Source organism: Massilia niastensis DSM 21313, assembly GCF_000382345.1.
In the GTDB taxonomy this organism is placed as follows: domain Bacteria; phylum Pseudomonadota; class Gammaproteobacteria; order Burkholderiales; family Burkholderiaceae_D; genus Telluria; species Telluria niastensis.
On the sequence record NZ_KB908103.1, the window covers coordinates 18,270 to 37,724 of the forward strand.

20 protein-coding genes are annotated in these 19,455 nt (G+C 66.6%); 13 read left to right on the forward strand and 7 right to left on the reverse strand.

The features are described from left to right. Nucleotides 1-12 precede the first annotated feature (12 nt). From nuoL to H162_RS0116780, 13 genes are all read left to right on the forward strand, one after another. Entirely contained in the window at nucleotides 13-2,073 is a 2,061-nt protein-coding gene (gene nuoL, locus H162_RS0116720; protein WP_026354740.1) for an NADH-quinone oxidoreductase subunit L, read from the forward strand. Between the two features lie 24 nt (nucleotides 2,074-2,097). Continuing rightward, entirely contained in the window at nucleotides 2,098-3,600 is a 1,503-nt protein-coding gene (locus tag H162_RS0116725; RefSeq protein ID WP_020654635.1) for an NADH-quinone oxidoreductase subunit M, read from the forward strand. A 6-nt stretch (nucleotides 3,601-3,606) separates the two neighbouring features. Continuing rightward, on the forward strand, nucleotides 3,607-5,121 hold the full coding sequence (gene nuoN, locus H162_RS0116730; protein WP_156885659.1) for an NADH-quinone oxidoreductase subunit NuoN: 1,515 nt from the start codon (nucleotides 3,607-3,609) through the stop codon (nucleotides 5,119-5,121). A gap of 3 nt (nucleotides 5,122-5,124) precedes the next feature. Continuing rightward, a complete protein-coding gene (locus H162_RS0116735; RefSeq protein ID WP_020654637.1) occupies nucleotides 5,125-5,448 on the forward strand; it encodes a DUF2818 family protein in 324 nt (107 codons plus the stop codon). A 92-nt stretch (nucleotides 5,449-5,540) separates the two neighbouring features. After that, nucleotides 5,541-6,098 carry an NUDIX domain-containing protein gene (locus H162_RS0116740; protein ID WP_020654638.1) on the forward strand — a complete coding sequence of 186 codons (558 nt, stop codon included), beginning with the start codon at nucleotides 5,541-5,543 and terminating at the stop codon, nucleotides 6,096-6,098. 54 nt (nucleotides 6,099-6,152) lie between these two features. After that, the gene (locus H162_RS0116745) at nucleotides 6,153-6,851 is read left to right on the forward strand and encodes a hypothetical protein (protein WP_020654639.1); all 699 of its coding nucleotides are present in this window, start codon (nucleotides 6,153-6,155) and stop codon (nucleotides 6,849-6,851) included. Continuing rightward, a complete protein-coding gene (gene ispD / locus H162_RS0116750) occupies nucleotides 6,851-7,558 on the forward strand; it encodes a 2-C-methyl-D-erythritol 4-phosphate cytidylyltransferase (RefSeq protein WP_020654640.1) in 708 nt (235 codons plus the stop codon). The genes H162_RS0116745 and ispD overlap by 1 nt, the downstream gene beginning before the upstream one ends. A 24-nt stretch (nucleotides 7,559-7,582) precedes the next feature. Then, on the forward strand, nucleotides 7,583-8,095 hold the full coding sequence (gene ispF, locus H162_RS0116755; protein WP_020654641.1) for a 2-C-methyl-D-erythritol 2,4-cyclodiphosphate synthase: 513 nt from the start codon (nucleotides 7,583-7,585) through the stop codon (nucleotides 8,093-8,095). 212 nt (nucleotides 8,096-8,307) lie between these two features. Continuing rightward, the gene (locus H162_RS0116760; RefSeq protein WP_020654642.1) at nucleotides 8,308-9,582 is read left to right on the forward strand and encodes an MFS transporter; all 1,275 of its coding nucleotides are present in this window, start codon (nucleotides 8,308-8,310) and stop codon (nucleotides 9,580-9,582) included. A gap of 1 nt (nucleotide 9,583) precedes the next feature. Beyond that, nucleotides 9,584-9,892 carry a hypothetical protein gene (locus H162_RS0116765; protein ID WP_020654643.1) on the forward strand — a complete coding sequence of 103 codons (309 nt, stop codon included), beginning with the start codon at nucleotides 9,584-9,586 and terminating at the stop codon, nucleotides 9,890-9,892. A gap of 74 nt (nucleotides 9,893-9,966) precedes the next feature. Then, nucleotides 9,967-10,521 (forward strand): NADPH-dependent FMN reductase, encoded by a 555-nt coding sequence (locus H162_RS0116770; protein ID WP_020654644.1) that lies wholly within the window; start codon nucleotides 9,967-9,969, stop codon nucleotides 10,519-10,521. After that, nucleotides 10,511-10,936, forward strand: coding sequence for a VOC family protein (locus H162_RS0116775; RefSeq protein ID WP_020654645.1), 426 nt, complete (start codon nucleotides 10,511-10,513; stop codon nucleotides 10,934-10,936). The genes H162_RS0116770 and H162_RS0116775 overlap by 11 nt, the downstream gene beginning before the upstream one ends. A gap of 77 nt (nucleotides 10,937-11,013) precedes the next feature. Beyond that, nucleotides 11,014-11,838 (forward strand): ion transporter, encoded by an 825-nt coding sequence (locus H162_RS0116780; protein ID WP_156885662.1) that lies wholly within the window; start codon nucleotides 11,014-11,016, stop codon nucleotides 11,836-11,838. Here the strand turns inward: H162_RS0116780 and H162_RS0116785 are convergent. The 7 genes from H162_RS0116785 to H162_RS31115 all read right to left on the reverse strand — a co-directional run bounded on the left by H162_RS0116785 (nucleotide 11,835) and on the right by H162_RS31115 (nucleotide 19,353). Further along, nucleotides 11,835-14,327 (reverse strand): TonB-dependent receptor plug domain-containing protein, encoded by a 2,493-nt coding sequence (locus tag H162_RS0116785; RefSeq protein WP_020654647.1) that lies wholly within the window; start codon nucleotides 14,325-14,327, stop codon nucleotides 11,835-11,837. The genes H162_RS0116780 and H162_RS0116785 overlap by 4 nt on opposite strands. A gap of 59 nt (nucleotides 14,328-14,386) precedes the next feature. Next, nucleotides 14,387-14,881 carry a RidA family protein gene (locus H162_RS0116790; RefSeq protein ID WP_020654648.1) on the reverse strand — a complete coding sequence of 165 codons (495 nt, stop codon included), beginning with the start codon at nucleotides 14,879-14,881 and terminating at the stop codon, nucleotides 14,387-14,389. 34 nt (nucleotides 14,882-14,915) lie between these two features. Beyond that, on the reverse strand, nucleotides 14,916-15,326 hold the full coding sequence (locus H162_RS0116795; protein ID WP_020654649.1) for a c-type cytochrome: 411 nt from the start codon (nucleotides 15,324-15,326) through the stop codon (nucleotides 14,916-14,918). Further along, nucleotides 15,323-16,903: a flavin monoamine oxidase family protein gene (locus H162_RS0116800; protein ID WP_026354744.1), complete on the reverse strand. Its 1,581-nt coding sequence runs from the start codon at nucleotides 16,901-16,903 to the stop codon at nucleotides 15,323-15,325. Before H162_RS0116800 ends, H162_RS0116795 begins: the two co-directional genes overlap by 4 nt. A gap of 370 nt (nucleotides 16,904-17,273) precedes the next feature. After that, nucleotides 17,274-18,023: a hypothetical protein gene (locus tag H162_RS0116805; protein WP_020654651.1), complete on the reverse strand. Its 750-nt coding sequence runs from the start codon at nucleotides 18,021-18,023 to the stop codon at nucleotides 17,274-17,276. Between the two features lie 353 nt (nucleotides 18,024-18,376). Next, nucleotides 18,377-18,586 carry a hypothetical protein gene (locus H162_RS34990; protein WP_211223710.1) on the reverse strand — a complete coding sequence of 70 codons (210 nt, stop codon included), beginning with the start codon at nucleotides 18,584-18,586 and terminating at the stop codon, nucleotides 18,377-18,379. Then, complete coding sequence (locus tag H162_RS31115) at nucleotides 18,559-19,353, reverse strand: nucleoside hydrolase (RefSeq protein WP_211223711.1); 795 nt, start codon at nucleotides 19,351-19,353, stop codon at nucleotides 18,559-18,561. Before H162_RS31115 ends, H162_RS34990 begins: the two co-directional genes overlap by 28 nt. Between the last annotated feature and the right edge of the window lie 102 nt (nucleotides 19,354-19,455).

The window sequence follows — 19,455 nt, forward strand, 5'->3', positions numbered from 1 at the left end:
ATAAGGTTCAACATGGCGGGGCAAATTCTTAACCCTAATCTCCTACTGGCGGTGCCCCTGGCGCCGCTCGCAGGCTCGGCGATCGCCGGCCTGCTCGGCACCAAGTTCCTTGGCAACGTCGTCGGCCGCAAGGTCTCGCACACCGCGACCATCCTGGGCGTCCTGATCGCACTGATCATCTCGGTCCAGACCCTGATGGCGGTGCTCGACGGCGCCAGCTTCAACGGCGACATCTACACCTGGATGACGGTCGGCACGCTGAAACTGGCGGTCGGCTTCCAGGTCGACACCCTGACCGCGATGATGATGTGCGTGGTCACCTCGGTGTCGCTGATGGTCCACATCTACACGATCGGCTACATGGCCGAGGACGAAGGCTACAACCGCTTCTTCTCGTACATCTCGCTGTTCACGTTCTCGATGCTGATGCTGGTCATGTCCAACAACTTCCTGCAGCTGTTCTTCGGCTGGGAAGCGGTGGGCCTGGTCTCCTACCTGCTGATCGGCTTCTGGTACACCCGTCCGACCGCGATCTTCGCGAACATGAAGGCCTTCCTGGTCAACCGCGTGGGCGACTTCGGCTTCATCCTGGGTATCGGCCTGCTGCTGGCGGCGTCGGGCTCGATGCAGTACGACGAAGTGTTCGCGCAGGCCAACACCCTGGCCGGCATGACCGTGCCGGGCACCGGCTGGCCGCTGCTGACCGCAGCCTGCATCTGCCTGTTCATCGGCGCGATGGGCAAGTCGGCGCAGTTCCCGCTGCACGTCTGGCTGCCGGACTCGATGGAAGGCCCGACTCCGATCTCGGCGCTGATCCACGCGGCAACCATGGTTACCGCCGGCATCTTCATGGTGACCCGCATGTCGCCGCTGTTCGAGCTGTCGGACGGCGCGCTGAGCTTCGTCATCGTGATCGGCGCCATCACCGCGCTGTTCATGGGCTTCCTGGGCATCATCCAGAACGACATCAAGCGCGTGGTCGCCTACTCGACCCTGTCGCAGCTGGGCTACATGACCGTCGCGCTGGGCGCCTCGGCCTACTCGGTGGCCGTGTTCCACCTGATGACCCACGCGTTCTTCAAGGCGCTGCTGTTCCTCGGCGCGGGTTCGGTCATCATCGGCATGCACCACGACCAGGACATGCGCAACATGGGCGGCCTGCGCAAGTACATGCCGATCACCTGGATCACCTCGCTGCTCGGTTCGCTGGCCCTGATCGGCACCCCGCTGTTCTCGGGCTTCTACTCGAAGGATTCGATCATCGAAGCGGTGCACGCTTCGACCATCCCGGGCGCGGGCTTCGCGTACTTCGCGGTGCTGGCCGGCGTGTTCGTGACCGCCTTCTACTCGTTCCGCATGTACTTCATGGTGTTCCATGGCGAATCGCGCTGGAACAACCCGCAGCCGCACAGCGAAGGCCACGATTCGGACGCGCACCATGAAGAAGACGAGCACGACCATGGCCACCACCATGGCCTGGCGCCGGGCGACAAGCCGCACGAGTCGCCATGGGTCGTGACCCTGCCGCTGGTCCTGCTGGCGATCCCGTCGGTCATCATCGGCTACCTGGCCATCGGCCCGATGCTGCATGGCGACTTCTTCAAGGGCGTGATCTTCGTCGGCGACAACCATCCTGCGATGGAAATCCTGAAGGAAGAGTTCCACGGCGCCGGCGCCATGGCAATCCACGGCCTGCAGACCGCGCCGTTCTGGCTGGCCCTGGCCGGCGTGGCGTTCGCCTACTACTGCTACATGATCAACCCGCGCGTGCCGGCCTGGTTCTACGACAAGTTCAAGTTCCTGCACACCCTGCTGGACAACAAGTACTACATGGACAAGTTCAACCAGGCAGTGTTCGCCGGCGGCGCGCGCGCCGTCGGTGGCGGCCTGTGGAAAGTCGGCGACCGCGGCCTGATCGACGGCCTGCTCGTCAACGGCTCTGCCCGCCTGGTGGGCTGGTTCTCCTCGGTCATCCGTAACGCCCAGACGGGTTACATCTACCACTATGCGTTCGTGATGATCGCCGGCGTGCTGGCAACCCTGCTGTACTTCTTCCCGTTCTGGCGCGGTTAATCACAGGCAAAAAAAAGACGAAAAATGATGCAGTCAACAATTTCAACTTTTCCACCGTACCTGAGCCTGGCGATCTGGCTCCCGATCCTGTTCGGCGTGATCGTCCTGGCGATCGGCCGCGACACGAACAAGGGCATGGTCCGCATGATGTCGCTGGTCGGCGCAGTCGTCAGCCTGCTGCCGACGATCCCGCTGATCACGAACTTCGACAACGCCGCCCATGGCATGCAGTTCTATGAGCAGGCTGCCTGGGTCGACCGCTTCAACATCTTCTACAAGCTGGGCGTGGACGGCCTGTCGCTGTGGTTCGTCCCGCTGACCGCCTTCATCACGGTGATCGTGGTGCTGTCGGCCTGGGAAGTGATCGAAGAGCGCGTCGCGCAGTACATGGGCTCGTTCCTGATCCTGTCGGGCCTGATGATCGGCGTGTTCGTCGCGCTGGACGGCCTGCTGTTCTACTTCTTCTTCGAAGCCACCCTGATCCCGATGTTCATCATCATCGGCGTGTTCGGCGGCCCGAACCGTGTGTACGCGGCATTCAAGTTCTTCCTGTACACCTTCTTCGGCTCGCTGCTGACCCTGGTCGCGATCATCTACCTGTACAACAAGGCGGGTTCGTGGGACATCCTGGAATGGCACCGCCTGCCGCTGACGATGAAAGAGCAGATCCTGATCTTCATCGCCTTCTTCATGGCCTTCGCCGTCAAGGTGCCGATGTGGCCGGTGCACACCTGGCTGCCTGACGCCCACGTGGAAGCGCCGACCGGCGGTTCCGTGGTGCTGGCCGCGATCATGCTGAAGCTGGGCGCCTACGGCTTCCTGCGGTTCTCGCTGCCGATCACCCCGGACGCCAGCCAGTACATGGCCCCGTTCGTGATCGTGCTGTCGCTGATCGCCGTGATCTACATCGGCCTGGTGGCCCTGGTCCAGAAGGACATGAAGAAACTGGTCGCGTACTCGTCGATCGCCCACATGGGCTTCGTCACCCTCGGCTTCTTCATGTTCAACGACCTGGGCGTGCAGGGCGGCCTGATGCAGTCGATCTCGCACGGCTTCGTGTCGGGCGCGATGTTCCTGTGCATCGGCGTGCTGTACGACCGTGTCCACTCGCGTGAAATCGCCGACTACGGCGGTGTCGTCAACACGATGCCGAAGTTCGCCGCCTTCTTCGTGCTGTTCTCGATGGCCAACGCCGGCCTGCCCGCCACCTCGGGCTTCATCGGCGAATTCATGGTGATCCTGGGCGCCGTCGAGTTCAACTTCTGGACCGGCCTGCTGGCAGGCACCGCCCTGATCCTGGGCGCCGCCTACTCGCTGTGGATGGTCAAGCGCGTGATCTTCGGCGCGATCGGCAACAAGCACGTCGCCGAGCTGGCCGACCTGAACGGCCGCGAGTTCGCCATCCTGGCGGTGCTCGGCATCGCCACCCTGTGGATGGGCCTGTATCCGGCGCCGATCGCCGAAACCCTGCAGACGTCGGTGACCGATCTGCTCCAGCACGTTGCAGTCAGCAAGCTGCCTCAATAAACTGCCATGAACGAAATGAACACCACACTATTAACGGCAGCCGACACCAACCTGGTGCCGGTGTATGCCGAAATCTTCCTGCTGATCGCGGCTTCCGCGATCCTGCTGATCGACATGTTCCTGAAAGAGGGCAAGCGCAACCTGACCTACGTGCTGTCCCTGCTGGCGATCGGCGGCTGCGCGGCGTTCTCGCTGGTCGACTTCAACGCCGGTTCCACCGTGTACACCTTCAGCGGGATGTACGTGTCGGATCCGATGTCGAACCTGCTCAAGCTGTTCACCTACCTGGCCACCGCCATGACCCTGGTGTATTCGCGCCAGTACGCGGGCGACCGCGCCATGATGTCGGGTAACCTGGGCGGCGAGTTCTACGTGCTCGCGCTGTTCTCGATGCTGGGCCAGATGATCATGATCTCGGGTAACAGCATGCTGTCGCTGTACCTGGGCCTGGAACTGATGTCGCTGTCGCTGTACGCCCTGGTGGCGCTGCGCCGCGACCACGCCACCTCGACCGAGGCCGCGATGAAGTACTTCATCCTCGGCGCGCTGGCCTCGGGCTTCCTGCTGTACGGCATCTCGATGATCTACGGCGCCACCGGTTCGCTCGACATCACCACCATCGGCCAGATGAGCGCCGCCGAAGGCGCCAACCGCACCATCCTGGTGTTCGGCCTGGTGTTCGTGGTGGCCGGCCTCGCGTTCAAGCTGGGCGCGGTGCCCTTCCACATGTGGGTGCCGGACGTCTACCAGGGTTCGCCGACCGCCGTGACCCTGCTGCTGGGCGGCGCACCGAAGCTGGCGACCTTCGCCATGGTGATGCGCATCCTGGTCGAGGCGCTGCCGGCCATGGCCTTCGACTGGCAGCAGATGCTGATGGTCCTGGCCGTGCTGTCGCTGGCCTTCGGTAACATCGTCGCGATCTCCCAGACCAACATCAAGCGCATGCTGGCTTACTCGACCATCGCGCAGATGGGCTTCGTCCTGCTCGCCATGATGGTGGGCGTGGTCGACGGCAACAGCGAGAACGCCGCCGCAGCCTACAGCGCAGCGATGTACTACAGCATCACCTACGTCCTGACCACGGTCGGCAGCTTCGGCCTGATCATGATGCTGGCGCGCGCCGGCCACGAAGCCGAACTGATCTCGGACTTCAAGGGCCTGGGCAAGCGCAGCCCGTGGTTCGCGATCGTCATGACGATCCTGATGTTCTCGCTGGCCGGCGTGCCGCCGATGGTGGGCTTCATGGCCAAGTACGCCGTGCTGCAGGCCGTCGCCAACGCGGGCATGGTGTGGCTGGCGGTGGTCGCGGTGATGTTCTCGCTGATCGGCGCCTACTACTACCTGCGCATCGTCAAGACGATCTGGTTCGACGAAGCGGCCGACACCGCGGCGATCCACACCCCGGGCGACATGCGCGTGGTGATGTCGCTCAACGGCGTCGCGATCGTGATGCTGGGCGTGGTGCCGGGCTGGCTGCTGGCGGTGTGCTACACCGCGATGCAGGCAACGCTGGCGAAATAAGCCATGGACATCTCTCTGGCTTCCTGGCTCGTGGTCGCCCTGGCACTGGCGGCCGCCAACCTGCCGTTCGTGACCGAACGCGTGTTCGGCGTGGTGGCGATGGGGAAGGCAAGCGGCGGGGAAGCGCGCGTCAAGCGCTTCCCGGTCCGTCTGCTCGAGTTAATTGTCTTATACTTCCTTGTCGGCCTCGTCGCCCGCCTGCTGGAATCCCGCATCGGCACTGCGTTCGCGCAGGGCTGGGAATTCTACGCGGTCACCGGCTGCCTGTTCCTCGTGCTGGCTTTCCCGGGTTTCGTGATGCGTTACCTGCGCAAGCGGCGCGCTTGAACCGCCTGCCTTGATGTCCCGAGAGTGGGCGGCCGTGGCCGCCCATTTTTTTGGGACGGCATTCCTGAAACGCAAACCAAGCTGGAGCCCCAATGGTGTTGGAATTGAAAGAAACCCGTGTCGATGGCGAGACGGTCTATGACGGCCCGTTCCTGAAAGTCGAGCGCGATCGCGTGCGCCTGCCGGACGGTTCGAGCAGCCACCGCGAATTCATCCGCCATCCCGGCGCGGTCGTGATCCTGCCGCTGCTGCCCAGCGGCCGGGTGCTGCTGGAGCGCCAGTTCCGCTATCCGAACGGGCAGGTCTTCATCGAATTCCCGGCCGGGAAGATCGATCCGGGCGAAGACCACCTCGATTGCGCCAAGCGCGAACTCGAAGAGGAAACCGGCTACACCGCCGCCAGCTGGCGCTTCGTGTGCACGATCCACAATGCGATCGCCTATTCGGACGAACACCTCGAGCTGTTCCTGGCCGAAGACCTGACCGAAGGCCAGCAGCGGCTGGACGAGGGCGAATTCCTCGAGACCTTCAGCGCCACCGTGCCCGAACTGCTGGAGATGGTGCGGCGCGGCGAGATCACCGATGTCAAGACCATCATCGGCACCTTCTGGCTGGAAAAAATCCTGTCCGGCAGCTGGACGCCGACCTAGGCCATGAAGCCGCCGCCTGCGCCTGCGCCCGCGGCTGCGCCGGCAGCCCCTGTCTTGGCGACACTGGCGACGCTGGCGGCACTGGCGAGCCTGGCGCCGCCCGCGGCGGCGCAGATGCGCAGCGAATTCCAGGCCCGCTGCGAGGACACGATCGGGCGCACGGTGTCGGTGCTGTCCAGCCGCCAGGACGGCTACCGGATCGACAACAGCCGCTCCTACCACGACCTGACCCGGATGAAGGGGCGCCTGCGTCCCGGCGCCTATGTGCTGGGCCTGACGCACACCGAGGCGCGGGTCAGCATCCGGGTCGGCGGACAGCTGCTGACCGACCCCGGCAGCGGCTACGAATGCATCGCGCCGCGCATCGACGTGACCCTGTGGTACCTGCCGATCGTGGTCTATGTAGGGCGCGAATTTGCTCCGGGGTCCTGCGCCTACCAGGAAGTGCTGGCCCACGAACTGCGGCATCTTCACACCTACCTCGAGTACCTGCCGGCCGCGGAAAGCCGGGTGCGCGCCGCGCTGGCCCAGCGCTTCGAGAACAAGCCGTTGTATGCGCGTATCGGCCAGGCGCAAAGCCTGCTCCAGCGCGAGGTCGACCGCGGCTGGATGCCTTATATTAAAGGGGAGATGGGCAAAGTCGAAGCCTTGCAGGCGGCCATTGATTCGCCGCAGGAATACGCCCGCCTCGGCAAGGTTTGCGCAGGTGAGGTACAGTCTCTGGTCAGATCCACAAGAAAAAAACCAAGTTAATGACGAACCCAACAATCCCGCGCCATGTCGCCCTGATCCCCGCTGCCGGGGTCGGCGCGCGCATGGCGGCGGGCAGTCCAAAACAGTACCTGGACATCGGCGGCAAGCCGATGCTGCGGCATACGCTCGACGCCTTCCTGTCCAGCGCGCTGATCGCGCACACCTATGTCGTGGTCAGCGCCGACGACCCCTTCATCGACGCCATCGTGCCGGAGCAGGGCGTGACCGTGCTGCGCTGCGGCGGCGCCAGCCGCATGGAATCGGTGCGCAACGGCCTGCGCGCGCTGGCCGGCGTGCTGGCCGACCACGACTGGGTGCTGGTGCACGACGCCGCGCGCCCGGGCCTGACGGCCGGCCTGATCGAACGCCTGATCCAGGACACCGGCGAGCATCCGGTCGGCGGCCTGCTGGCCCTGCCGGTGGTCGACACCGTCAAGCGCTGCGTGGCGGACGACGTCTCCACGGTGCCGCGCGACGGCCTGTGGCTGGCGCAGACGCCGCAGATGTTCCGCTACCGCCTGCTATGCCAGGCGCTCGACGCCGCCACCGACGCTTCCGTGATTACCGATGATGCCAGTGCGGTTGAAGCGCTGGGACTGGCCCCCAAGTTAGTGGAAGGACATCCTCGCAACCTGAAAGTCACGCTGCCGTCCGACATCCTGATCGCCGGAATGTACCTGGCGGCGACCCCACCCGATCACACTTGAACATACTGAGACTACTGAGACGACATGGCACTCGCATCCTACAATCCGACTCCGCCGTTCCGTATCGGAACCGGCTATGACTGCCACGCGCTGGTCGAGGGGCGCAAGCTCATCGTCGGCGGCGTGACCATCCCGCACCGCCTTGGCCTGCTGGGCCACTCCGACGCCGACGTCCTGATCCACGCGATCATCGACGCGCTGCTGGGCGCCGCCGCGCTGGGCGATATCGGCAAGCATTTCCCGGACACCGACCCGATGTTCGCGGGCGCCGATTCGCGCACCCTGCTGCGCGAAGTCGCGCACCGCGTGGTCAACACCGGTTACACGATCGGCAACATCGACGCCACGATCATCGCCCAGGCGCCCAAGATGGCGCCGCATATCCCGCAGATGATCTCGCGCATCGCCGAAGACGTGGGTGTGTCGCCCCAGCAAGTCAACATCAAGGCCAAGACCAACGAGAAGCTCGGCTTCCTGGGACGCGAAGAGGGGATGGCGGCGGAAGCGGTCGCATTGCTGGTGAAGGCGCCGGAATAATGCTCAGCAAGCAATTAGGTGTAGTTGCACTATAATTGCGGTATTCACCTGGGGTGGGCGGGTCTTCCCGCCCACGCGTCGAGGCGCCGTCTGCATGCCGCAGCTTTTGCTTTTGGCAAAAACACGCCACGAGCAAGCACCGCGGCCCGCGAGCGCAGCTGGAACGCGTGGGCGGGAAAACCCGCCCACCCTACACGTTTCCGGAGACCGCCATGACGCAGCAACACCCCGAAATGACACCCCGCGCCGCCTGGGCGCTGATCCTGGCCGCCAGCGCGATCCTGATGATCACGATGGGTGCGCGCCTGACGACCGGCCTGTTCCTGTCGCCGATCAACACCTCGACCGGCCTGGGCGTGGCCACCATCAGCTTCGCGATGGCGGTGGCCCAGCTCCTGTGGGGCGCCTCGCAACCCATTTTCGGCGCGGTGGCCGACAAGTACGGCCCCGGGCGCGTGATCGTGCTGGGCGGCGTGATGCTGGCCGTGGGCACCGCGCTGACGCCCTTCATGGACTCGGAATGGGGCCTGCTCCTGAGCATGGGCCTGCTGTCGGCGGCCGGCGCCGGCGCCGGCAGCTTCTCGATCCTGATCGGCGCCACCGCCCAGCGCCTGCCGGCCGCGCGCCGGCCGTTCGCCGCGGGCTTCATCAATGCCGGCGGTTCCTTCGGCCAGTTCGTGTTCGCCCCCCTGATGCAGGCCATCATCGCCAGCGCCGGCTGGGTGTGGGCGATGCTGACCATGGCCGCCACGACCCTGCTGACGATCCCGCTGGCCTGGCCGCTGCGCGGCAAGAAGCTGTCCCCGGCCCCAAGCGTCACCTCGACGCCCACCGCCCCGGCGCCCGGCGCGCCGCCCGCGCCCACGATCACCCTGACCGAACAGCTGCGCCAGGCCATGCGCGACCGCAGCTACCTGTGCCTGCACCTGGGCTTCTTCACCTGCGGCTTCCACATCGCCTTCCTGGTGACCCACCTGCCGGGCGAGGTCGCCCTGTGCAACCTGTCGGCCGGCGTGTCGGCCACCGCGCTCGCGATCATCGGCCTGTTCAACATCGCCGGCAGCCTCACCGTGGGCGCGCTCTCGACCCGCTACCGGATGAAGTCCCTGCTCGCCGTCATCTACGCCAGCCGCGTCGCGATCATCGGCATCTACCTGCTGGCGCCCAAGACCCCGCTGACCTTCTACCTGTTCGCCGGCGCCCTCGGCTTCACCTGGCTCGCCACCGTGCCGCCGACCGCGGGCCTGGTGGGCAAGCTGTTCGGCATGCGCTACCTGGCGACCCTGTTCGGCATGACCCTGCTGTCGCACCAGATCGGCGGCTTCTTCGGCGCCTGGCTGGGCGGCCTGTCCTTCGTCCACATGGGGGACTACACCTGGATGTGGTACGCCGACATGCTGCTGGCCCTGGCCGCCGCCCTGATCAACCTGCCGATCCGCGAACAGCCGGTCGTGCGCGCGGCGGCGCTGGCGCCGTCCAAGGGCTGACATGGCGCGCGACGCCTGGGCCTACCGCGAGGTCGCGGTCGAATCGGCACCGGATCCGCGCAGCGGCGCGCTGCGCATCCGGCCGATGGCGGGACAGGCCTTCGCGACCAGCATGCGGGTGCAGTGCGCGCGCGCCCTGAGCGACCCGGCGCGCTATCCGGCCGGCACCCGTTTCCTGCTCTCGGTCAAGATCACCGACCGCCAGGGAGGCGAACCTTTCCTGTATGCCTGGCATGGCGATCCGGTGCGGATTCTCACCAAGGCGCAGGCCAGGGTGTTTCTGGAACAGTACCGGCGCCTGCGGCTCTAGCACGATTGCTGCGCGGCGATGCGAAAATGCTTACTATCGGAACTCCACAACCGTCCGGACCGGAAAGGAGCACCATGGCTACCAGGAACATCGCCGTCATCGTCGGCAGCCTGCGCAAGGAATCGTTCACCCGCAAGGTGGCCCACAGCCTGATCGAGCAGGCCCCGCCCGGCCTGCAGATGGAGATCGTCGAGCTGCGCGACTTGCCGATGTACAACGAGGACGACGAGGGCGCGCATGCGCCGGCGGCCTGGATCGCTTTCCGCGACCGCATCCGCCAGGCCGACGCCGTCCTGTTCTGCACGCCCGAATACAACCGCTCGGTGCCGGGTGTCCTGAAGAATGCGATCGACGTCGGTTCGCGCCCCTACGGCAAGGCGGCGTGGTCGGGCAAGCCCTGCGCCGTCATCAGCGTGTCGCCGGGGGCGCTGGGCGGCTTCGGCGCCAACCACCACCTGCGCCAGTCCCTGCCTTTCCTGGACATGCCCTGCATGCCGGCCCCGGAAGCCTATGTCGGCGGCATCGCCGGCAAGATCAAGGACGGCGCCCTGGCCGACGACGCGACCCGCGCCTTCCTGAAGACCTTCGTCGATGCCTTCGCGGCCTGGGTGGAGCGCCATGCATCCTGAAGCCAGGTCCGCGATCCGGGTGCGCGGCCTCGACCACCTCGTGCTGCGCGTGGTCGACCTCGACGCGATGCTCGCCTTCTATGTGGGCGTGCTGGGGTGCCAGGTCGAGCTGCGCCGCGACGAGATCGGCCTGGTCCAGCTGCGCGCCGGCAGCGCCATGATCGACCTGGTGCCGGTGGACGGCAAGCTGGGCCGGATGGGCGGCGCGGCGCCGGGCGCCGAGGGCCGCAACCTCGACCACTTCTGCCTGCGCCTCGAGCCCTTCGACGAGGCGGCGATCCGCACCCACCTGGCGGCGCACGGCGTGGCCGCCGGCCCGACGGAATCGCGCTACGGCGCCGAAGGCGAGGGGCCCTCGATCTACCTGCAGGACCCGGAGCACAACACGGTCGAACTGAAAGGCCCGCCGGCTTGAAGCCGCCGTCCCCGACGCCTCCGCCATCGAGCTTGCCGGCGGTGCTGGGGCGCCCGCCCGATGGCTGGCGCGCCCGCATGTTCGATGTCATCTTCGGGGTCGACACGCCGGCCGGGCGGCGCTTCGACATCGCGCTGGTGGCCGCGATCCTGCTCAGCATCCTGGTCGTGGTGCTCGACAGCGTGCCCTCGATCGGCGGACGCCACCCGACGCCGATGGCGGTGCTGGAGTGGAGCTTCACGCTCCTGTTCACCCTCGAATACCTGGCGCGCCTGGCGTGCGTGCAGCGCCCGCTGCGCTATGCCGCCAGCTTCTTCGGCGTGATCGACCTGGTGTCGGTGCTGCCCACCTATTTTTCGCTGCTGGTGCCGGGCAGCGAGATGCTGCTCGACATCCGCATCCTGCGCCTGCTGCGCGTCTTCCGCATCTTCAAGCTCACCCTCTACATCGAGGAGTACACGCGCCTGGGCGAAGCGCTGGCGGCGAGCCGGCGCAAGATCATGGTGTTCCTGTCGGTGGTGCTGATGCTGATCCTGATCCTGGGCACGGTGATGTACGTGGTCGAAGGTCCGGAAAACGGCTACACCAGCATCCCGATGGCGATGTACTGGGCCACGGTGACGATGACCACGGTCGGCTATGGCGACATCACGCCGCAGACCACCCTGGGCAAGGGCATCGCCTCGTTCATGATGCTGCTCGGCTGGGGCATCCTGGCGGTGCCGACGGGGATCGTGACGGCCGAGATGACGGTGCGCCACGCCGACCGCCGCCATCCGCTGCGTCCGCACTCGGGGCGCGCGTCGTGCGCCGAATGCGGCAGCGCCGGCCACGAGGCCGGCGCCAGGTTCTGCAAGGACTGCGGGGCGGAATTACCCCCCGTGCCCGCGCGCCAGGACTAGAACTTCACTCCCAGGCGTGCGTAGTAATAGCCGCCGTTGATGCCGAACGGCGAGATCGAGGGGTAGACCGCGACCGCCGAGTTGTCGAGGTTGGCGCGCTGCTCGGCCAGCAGTTGCGCATTGACCTGGTCGGGATACTCGTTGAACAGGTTGTTCGCGCCGACCGACAGGGTCCACGACTTGCCGAACTGGTAGCTCACTTCCAGGTCGGTGATCGCGGTCGGCTTGACCTCGGTCTCATAGTAGGTCGCGCCGTCGCTGGAGCTCAGTTCCGAGGTGCGGCCGTAGATCGCCTCGCGCAGGTTCACCGTCCAGGCGCCGATCTTCCACAGCGCGCCCAGGTTGAGGCGTGCGCGCGGCGAGGCGCTCTCGAGGTGCGAGATCGCGGTCGCATCCAGCAGGGTCTGCGGCTGCAGCTGGCTCGGCGCCTGGTTGATCTTGCGCACCTCGACCTTGTTGTAGTTGGCCGCCGCCGACCAGTCCACCCGGCCCCAGGAACCATAGCTGCTGTTCAGGGTGGCCACCGCTTCCAGCCCGCGGCTGCGGGTGTTGACGGCGTTCGTGAAGATGTTGATGCCGGTCTGTACCACGGTCGGATCGAGCACGTTGCCGTTGGCGAGGATCGCCGCCGTCACCGCCGGCGAGTTGACCGCGCCGCCCGAACCGTACACCGCGCCGCTGCCGACGATGCGGTCGCGGATGCTGATCTGGTAGGCGTCCAGCGTGATCGCCAGGTTGGGCGCCGGGTTCAGCACGATGCCGGCGGTGACGTTGGTCGAGGCTTCCGGACGCAGGCCGTCGATGCCCACCAGGCGCGCGCCGGGCGAGTTCGGGGCCAGCTGCACGAAGGCGGCGCGCGGCGACACGTTGGTGGCCGAATAGTAGGACTCGGCCAGGGTCGGCGCGCGGAAGCCGTTGCTGTAGGTGCCGCGCACGGCGAAGCTCGGCGAGAAGTCGTAGCGGTTGGTCAGCTTGCCCACCTTGGCCTTGCCGAAGTCGCTGAAGTGCTCGTAGCGGCCGGCGATGTCGATGGTCCAGCCGGGCAGGGGCTGGCCCGCGATGTTCACGTAGGCCGCCTTGTTGTTGCGGCTGTGGCGGCCGGCGTCGGTCAGCGAGAAGCCCGGATACGACTGCGAGCCTTCCTTGTAGCGCGAAGCGGGCTCGCCGGCCACGATCTCGTAGGTGTCGCGGCGGTGCTCGAGGCCGATCGCGAAGGTCATCGGCGTGGCCCAGCCGATCTCGAACTCGCGGCTCAGGTCGAAGTTGCTGGTCAGCTGGGAGGCGTGGAATTCGCCGGCGCGGAAGTCGAGCGGGGTGGCGCCGGTATCCTGGTACAGCGAGATGTTGGCCGAGTTGAGTACGCTCAGCTCGGCGACATCCTTGCCGTAGGTGCTGGACAGGTCCCAGTTCCAGTCGCCGAAGGCCTTGCCCTTGAGGCCGACCGTGAGCGCGTAGTCCTCCTCGTCGATGCTCTCCTGCGGGCTGAAGCCGAACGGATAGATCTCCGGCAGCCGGCCCGGCATGCGGTAGTTCTCGAAGGCCCGGGCTTCCTTCTTGCCGTAGGTGCCGAAGCTGTACAGCGACACGCCGGCGCCCAGTTCCGCGCCGAAGTTCATGGCGAAGATGTGCTGGCGGTACTGGGCGTCGCCCGCGATCTTGTTCAGGTACGGATAGCCCGGCGCCTGGGTCAGGCTCGGGAAGGCGGCCACGGTGGCGGGATCGATCACGCGCGGATCGATCCCGCCGCGGTTCGAGAAGCCGTGGTACTTGGATTCGAGCGTCAGGCTCAGGAAGGCGTCCTCGAACGGCGCCAGGCCGATGTTCGCCTGGGCGTCGCCGGTATGGCCGCCGCCGTCCATGTAGCCGCCGCCGTTGATGTTGGCGCTGCCGCCCTGGTAGTTCGACTTCAGGATGATGTTGACCACCCCCGCGATGGCGTCGCTGCCGTACTGCGCGGCGGCGCCGTCCTGCAGCACCTCGATGTGGTCGATCGCGGCCACCGGGATGAAGTTCAGGTCGGCCGCGGCGCCGCCCTGGTAGGGGCCGCCCAGCACGGCCAGGTTGGCGGTGCCGTGGCGGCGCTTGCCGTTGACCAGCACCAGGGTGTTGTTCGGGCTCAGGCCGCGCAGGCGCGCCGACAGGGTCATGTTGGCCATGTCGCCGCCGAAGGCCTGGGCGTTCAGCGAGGGCAGGTTCTGGGCCAGCGCCTGGATCAGGTCCGGCTGGCCGGTACGGGCCAGCGAGCTGGCGTCGAGCACCTGCACCGGCGAGGCGCTGTTCTCGACCTTCAGGCCGGCTGCGCGGGTGCCGGTCACGATCACGGTGCCGGTGGTGGTGGTGCCTGGCGCCGCGGGCTCGGGCGAGGCTGCGGCGGCGCCGGCCGGGACCTCGTCGGCTGGCGCGGCCGCCCTGTCGTCGGCGTGTGCAAGTCCCAGCCCGCAGGAGAGAAGGCCGGCGGCGACGCCGGAATGGATGATGGCCTTGTGCATGTGTTACCCCCTAATGACATCGAATCGAAGCGAATACGGACGGCGGGACGGCGGGCTGCTTATTTTTTGGCGGCGACCACCTCGATCTCGACCAGCCAGCCCGGGTTGCTGAGCGCGGCGACCTGCATCACCGCGCGCGCCGGCAGGTTCGGCTGCGGGCCGCCGAAGAACTGGGTGTAGCCCTCCATGAAGCCGCCGACGTCGGCGCGGCCCGACTTCGCGGGGTCGCCGACCAGGAACACCTGCATCTTCACGACGTCGCCCATGCCCAGGCCCATGCCGGCCAGGATCTCCTTGATGCGGCCCAGTACGCCGAGGGTCTGGGCTTTGGTGTCGCCGAAGGCGGCCAGCGAGTTCGGGTCGGCGCCCTTGTTGACCACCGGCGGCACCTGGCCGCTGATGAAGTGGATGGTGGCGCTGGGCGGTACGGACACCGCCAGGGCGATCGGAAAGTCCGAATTCGGGATCTTGTGGCGCACGATGTCCTGGGCGCCGGCGGCGGCGGGCAATACGAGCAGCAGGGCGGCAATGCGGTACGCGAGGGTGTTCTTCATGGAGTCGTCGTCTTTCGTGGATGGAAAAAGGAATTCAATGCTTGTTGCCGACGCGGCTGCGGCTGGCCGGCGCGACCTGCAGCGCCACGCGCTGGGCGCCGATTTCCTGCGCGGAGACCGCGCCGGCCCCGTTGCCCCAGTTGCCGCGCACATAGCTCAGGACCTCGGCGATCTCGGCGTCGTCCAGGCTGCTGCTGAAGTCCGGCATGCCGCCGCGGCCCTTGAGCAGGACGGTCGCCACCTCGGCCGGGGCGCCGGCCACGAAGCTGCTGGCGGCCAGCGCCGGGAAGGCGCCCGGGATGCCGCGGCCGTTGGCCTGGTGGCAGGCCGCGCAGTTCTTCGCGAACAGCGTCTTGCCGTCGGGACGGGCGGTGGGCGCTTCCTGCGCGCCGGCCTGGCCGGCCATCGCGGCCAGCAGCAACAGGATCGGATGTGCTGCTTTCATGCGCTTGCCCTCTTGTGGAGTTGTTCGATCTGCTGCCAGGCCGATTCAATGGCGCCGGCCTGCCATCCGGTCAGGTAGCTCAGGTGCTCGCCGGCGAGCAGCACGCGGTCCTGGCCTTCGAGCAGGAGCGGGTAGGCGCGTTCGCGCGCGGCCTCGCTCCATTCGGCCCAGCCGCCCAGGTTGTATTGCACGCGGTGCCAGGCCACCGAGAACGCGTTCTCGTAGGTCGAGCGGTAGGCCGGGAAGATCTTCTGGCCGGCCGCCAGGGCGAACTCCGCGCGCTCGGCGGGGTTCAGGGCGCTGGCCTCGATCGCGTCCAGCGCGTAGTGGTAGTAGCCGAGCACCACGCCCTTCTTCTGCTGCCAGTTGCCCGAGGGGAGGGAGATCACGTTGATCCCCTTCATGTCGGTCAGCACGTGGCCGCCGTAGATGTTGTCGTCCTCTTCCCAGAAGCGGCGTCCCATCTGCAGGCCGATCTTGCCGACCGGGGCGTAGGAGACGGCCTTGACCGCATCCTTGAAGGCGTTCGAGAAGTCGGTGTCGATGGTGCGCAGCACCGACAGCGGCAGCGTGCACAGGCAGTAGTCGGCGCTGGTGCTGGAAAGGCGGCCGCTGGCGCTGTCCTTGTAGTCGACCGTGACCTTGCCGCCCGCCTGGCGGATGCGCTGCACCTCGGCGTGGTAGCGCACGGCCTTGCCCAGGCGCCGGGCGAAGGCGCGCGGGATCTGGTCCATGCCGCCGACCGGCTGGAACATGGTCGCGTGCATCGGGAACTCCTGCACCGCGCTGTAGACCTTGCCGACCTTCGAGGCGAGCAGCTCGTTGAAGGCCAGCGGATCGGACGGCGTGCCCGGCTTCAGGCCGGCGCCCGGATTCACCGCATAGCCGCGGCCGTTGCGGCCCCGGTACTTCAGGTCGGACGTGCTGAGCGCGCCCTCGTGCGCCAGGTAGTCGAGCAGCATGGCCTGGTCGTCGGCGCTGAGCTGGGTGTCGAGCTGGCGGCCGCGCACGGTCTTGGCCAGCAGTTCGGCCACATGGCCGCGCATGTCGGCCTTGATCTCGGCGCCGCGCAGGCGCCGCCGCGACAGCGGGCCGCCATCCTCGAGATAGACATAGGCGTGGTCGTTGTCGTTGACCATGACCTCGAGCGGCACGTTGAACAGGCGCGTGTAGTACAGGGTCGACTGGTGGTCGAGCGGAATGCGCCACGGGCCGTGGTTCAGGTAATGGCCTTCGTCGTAGCGGCAGACCTGTTCCTCGCCGCCCAGTTCCTGCAGGCGGAAGCCCTTGCGCGCCGTCTGGCAGCGGCCGCCGGCGAAGCCGCGCGCTTCCAGCACCTCGCACTGGTAGCCCAGCTTGCCCAGCTCGTAGGCCGCGGTCAGCCCGGCCAGGCCGGCGCCGAGGATCACCACCTTCTTGCCCTTGCCGCTGCCGCCCAGGGCGGGCGGAGCGCTGGCGCGGGACGCGATGCCCATGCCCCAGGCATTCATGGTGTTCAACAGGAGCGCGGAGCCGCCGACGGCGGCTGCGCGATACAGGAATTGTCGTCGCGTCAGCGACGGTTTGGAACGATTCATCCGCACCTCTCCGGTTATTGCAAGGAAGACCTACTCTGTCGAGGTCTCTTTCAGCAATAGCCGTGCCAGCAAAGTGCGGAAAATGAGAAGAATTCTCAAATAAAATAAAGTATGGACGGTATTTTTTGATATGTAAGCTTGGGGTAAGCCGGCTTTATAAAATAATGTTTCGTCTTGCCGGGGGCGCGAAGGCAGGGAAGGAGACTTTGGGGAATCGTCGGGCCAGAGTCTGTTTTCCCTGTCCGGACATTGTTTTTGGCGCCGCTACCTTGCTTGTCGGCAGCGGCGCTATTGATGCTTTAAAGCAGTGCTTACAGTAAATTGCGGCAGTGCACCATGATGGCGATGGGATTGCACCGGATTGGCATGTTCAGGCTGTATCGTGCACCGCAGCAATTGCCTGTTCCGAGGATGCGCCATCGCGTTCCAGCCAGTAACTGAACTGGCCAAAACTCGGCACCGCGCCCGCCTCCCGGCCGCGGAAGAACTCTTCCAGCATCTGGCGATAGGCGGCGCGGCGCGAGAACCCGTCGTGGGTGACGGCGTAGCGCGCCGCCGCCGCGCGGAAGATGGCGCGGATCTCGGCGTCGGCATTGGTGCCGGCCTGGGCGTCCTTGCGCGGCCGGCCGCGCTTGACGCCGGCGGTGGCGGCGCGCGTGCGGCCGGGGGCGCCCGAATTGCCGTAGTCGGGCAGCAGCGCCTGCGGCGTCTGGCCGCGTTCCCAGTAGCGGCGCAGGTAGCGCATCACGCTGGACCTGGCGATACCGTGCGAGGCGGCATAGGCGGCGACCATGGCGGCGCGCTCGCGCTGCCGGTACAGCGCGGGCAGGCCGGCATGCAGGGCCTGCACCGCATCGAGCGCCTTGGCCTGCAGCGCCAGGTAGCTGGCCGGCACCTGGTGCGTGACGCGCGGCGCGGCATAGGGATCGACCAGCAGCAGGCGCGCCCGGTGCGCCTGCACGTCGTTCACCAGCGCCTGCAAGGGCTGCGCCTGGGGCAGGGCGCTTTCCTGGCGCAAGGCGTAGGTGTAGGCCAGGGCCTGCGCGCGGTCGATCCACAGGATGCGGATGGCGCGGCGGGGCGGACCTGCGTACTCGAGCACATCGTTTTGCAAAAACATCGGTACCTCCCGGACGAGTTCAGGTAACCGGTTTCATGCAAGGTTCGCGCCAGCGTTCAGGTCATCCTCGGGTCAATTCATCGATGTCGGCAGCAAGCTTGATGAGTTCGCGGGTTTCATGCATCCAAAGATGGGGTTCTGGCTCGTACGCATGTCCGTTCGAAGGAGCACGATGCAGTCGCCCGATCCATTCTCGGCAATGGCGACAGCCAACGGCGCAAACCCGGACCATCCAGTACGAGATTCAGTTTCCCGCGCGATGTCGTTACAGGTTCTTGCAAGACGCCTTCTATCTGTACTGTCGAGGACAGGATGCATTTGCCACTCGTCGCCATCGATGACGACGCAGCCGGTCAGCCCTCGCGTGCCCCATGAAGCGCGAGCTGCGCAAGGAAGTCATCGAAGGTCAGGCAGGCATCCAGGATCTCGTACACGCGGATCGGCCGCCCGGGAATCTCGGCGCCATACCTGAAATCCGGCCCGATGATCCTCGCACTGCGCACGCTGGAGCGGCTGCTCTCCTGCGAGAGGGCGGTCAGCAGCACCGTGGGGCTGTCGCCCATCGGCCAGGTGCCGCCGACGTCGACGAAGTCCGGAGGATTGGTGAAGCGTTCGTACAGCCACGCGCTGAACGGCGAAATCGGCCGCATCCGGGCGCGCATTTCAGCCACCGAGAATTGCAGCTGGCGGTAGACATCCTGCGGGATCTGCCAGAGTGGAATCGTCGAACGCTCGATGACCTGCCTGGCGGCGGCCGCATCGGTCGCCAGGTTGTATTCCCAGCCTCCAGCCTGATACTGCCGCCGCCGATCCAGATCAGGGTCATGCGCCGGGCGATCCCGGGCTGTAGCCGCAGCGCGGCGGCGATGTTGGTCAGCGCACCGCCGCAGGTAATGTAGAGCGGCAGTGGATCGTCGCGCATCGCCTCCGCGACGATGGCGCGGGCGGCCGGCGACACCTGCTCGGCTCCGTCGCCGAAGGTCTCGGAACCGGTCACCACCGGCGGCGCCGACTGGAACTCGGCGCGCCGCAGCAGTTCGATGGCGATATCGCGCCCGGCCGCCGCCGTGCGCCCGGCCGGCGCGTCGCCCGCCAGCTTCGGATCGAGCGCCGACGACGTGATGAGCATCGTCTTCGTCCGCGGCGCCAGCAACTGGTGCGCCAGCGCCACCAGGGCATCGGGGTCGCCGGCGAAGTCATTGTCGACGATGACCCGGGCTGCAGGCCGCTGCGGGATGCGCCGATACGGCGCGGCGTGCAGTGTGACCGGAACCAGTGCGGAGCAGGCGGCTAGCGCCGCTCCGCGTACAAGATTACGACGCGAAATCACTGTTGCTCCTCCATGTCGAGTGCGCAGCAGGATGCGCCTGGAATTGTCGAGCGATCCTACCAGCCCGCCAGGACAGCTGCGCTTGGTACGGTGAATGGCAGG

Bases quoted from the DNA above. Each gene is read 5' to 3' on its own strand.
- nuoL (WP_026354740.1), top strand. From the start codon at position 13: ATGGCGGGGCAAATTCTTAACCCTAATCTCCTACTGGCGGTGCCCCTG.
- H162_RS0116725 (WP_020654635.1), top strand. From the start codon at position 2,098: ATGATGCAGTCAACAATTTCAACTTTTCCACCGTACCTGAGCCTGGCG.
- nuoN (WP_156885659.1), top strand. From the start codon at position 3,607: ATGAACGAAATGAACACCACACTATTAACGGCAGCCGACACCAACCTG.
- H162_RS0116735 (WP_020654637.1), top strand. From the start codon at position 5,125: ATGGACATCTCTCTGGCTTCCTGGCTCGTGGTCGCCCTGGCACTGGCG.
- H162_RS0116740 (WP_020654638.1), top strand. From the start codon at position 5,541: ATGGTGTTGGAATTGAAAGAAACCCGTGTCGATGGCGAGACGGTCTAT.
- ispD (WP_020654640.1), top strand. From the start codon at position 6,851: ATGACGAACCCAACAATCCCGCGCCATGTCGCCCTGATCCCCGCTGCC.
- ispF (WP_020654641.1), top strand. From the start codon at position 7,583: ATGGCACTCGCATCCTACAATCCGACTCCGCCGTTCCGTATCGGAACC.
- H162_RS0116760 (WP_020654642.1), top strand. From the start codon at position 8,308: ATGACGCAGCAACACCCCGAAATGACACCCCGCGCCGCCTGGGCGCTG.
- H162_RS0116765 (WP_020654643.1), top strand. From the start codon at position 9,584: ATGGCGCGCGACGCCTGGGCCTACCGCGAGGTCGCGGTCGAATCGGCA.
- H162_RS0116770 (WP_020654644.1), top strand. From the start codon at position 9,967: ATGGCTACCAGGAACATCGCCGTCATCGTCGGCAGCCTGCGCAAGGAA.
- H162_RS0116775 (WP_020654645.1), top strand. From the start codon at position 10,511: ATGCATCCTGAAGCCAGGTCCGCGATCCGGGTGCGCGGCCTCGACCAC.
- H162_RS0116780 (WP_156885662.1), top strand. From the start codon at position 11,014: ATGTTCGATGTCATCTTCGGGGTCGACACGCCGGCCGGGCGGCGCTTC.
- H162_RS0116785 (WP_020654647.1), bottom strand. From the start codon at position 14,327: ATGCACAAGGCCATCATCCATTCCGGCGTCGCCGCCGGCCTTCTCTCC.
- H162_RS0116790 (WP_020654648.1), bottom strand. From the start codon at position 14,881: ATGAAGAACACCCTCGCGTACCGCATTGCCGCCCTGCTGCTCGTATTG.
- H162_RS0116795 (WP_020654649.1), bottom strand. From the start codon at position 15,326: ATGAAAGCAGCACATCCGATCCTGTTGCTGCTGGCCGCGATGGCCGGC.
- H162_RS0116800 (WP_026354744.1), bottom strand. From the start codon at position 16,903: ATGAATCGTTCCAAACCGTCGCTGACGCGACGACAATTCCTGTATCGC.
- H162_RS0116805 (WP_020654651.1), bottom strand. From the start codon at position 18,023: ATGTTTTTGCAAAACGATGTGCTCGAGTACGCAGGTCCGCCCCGCCGC.
- H162_RS34990 (WP_211223710.1), bottom strand. From the start codon at position 18,586: ATGGGCGACAGCCCCACGGTGCTGCTGACCGCCCTCTCGCAGGAGAGC.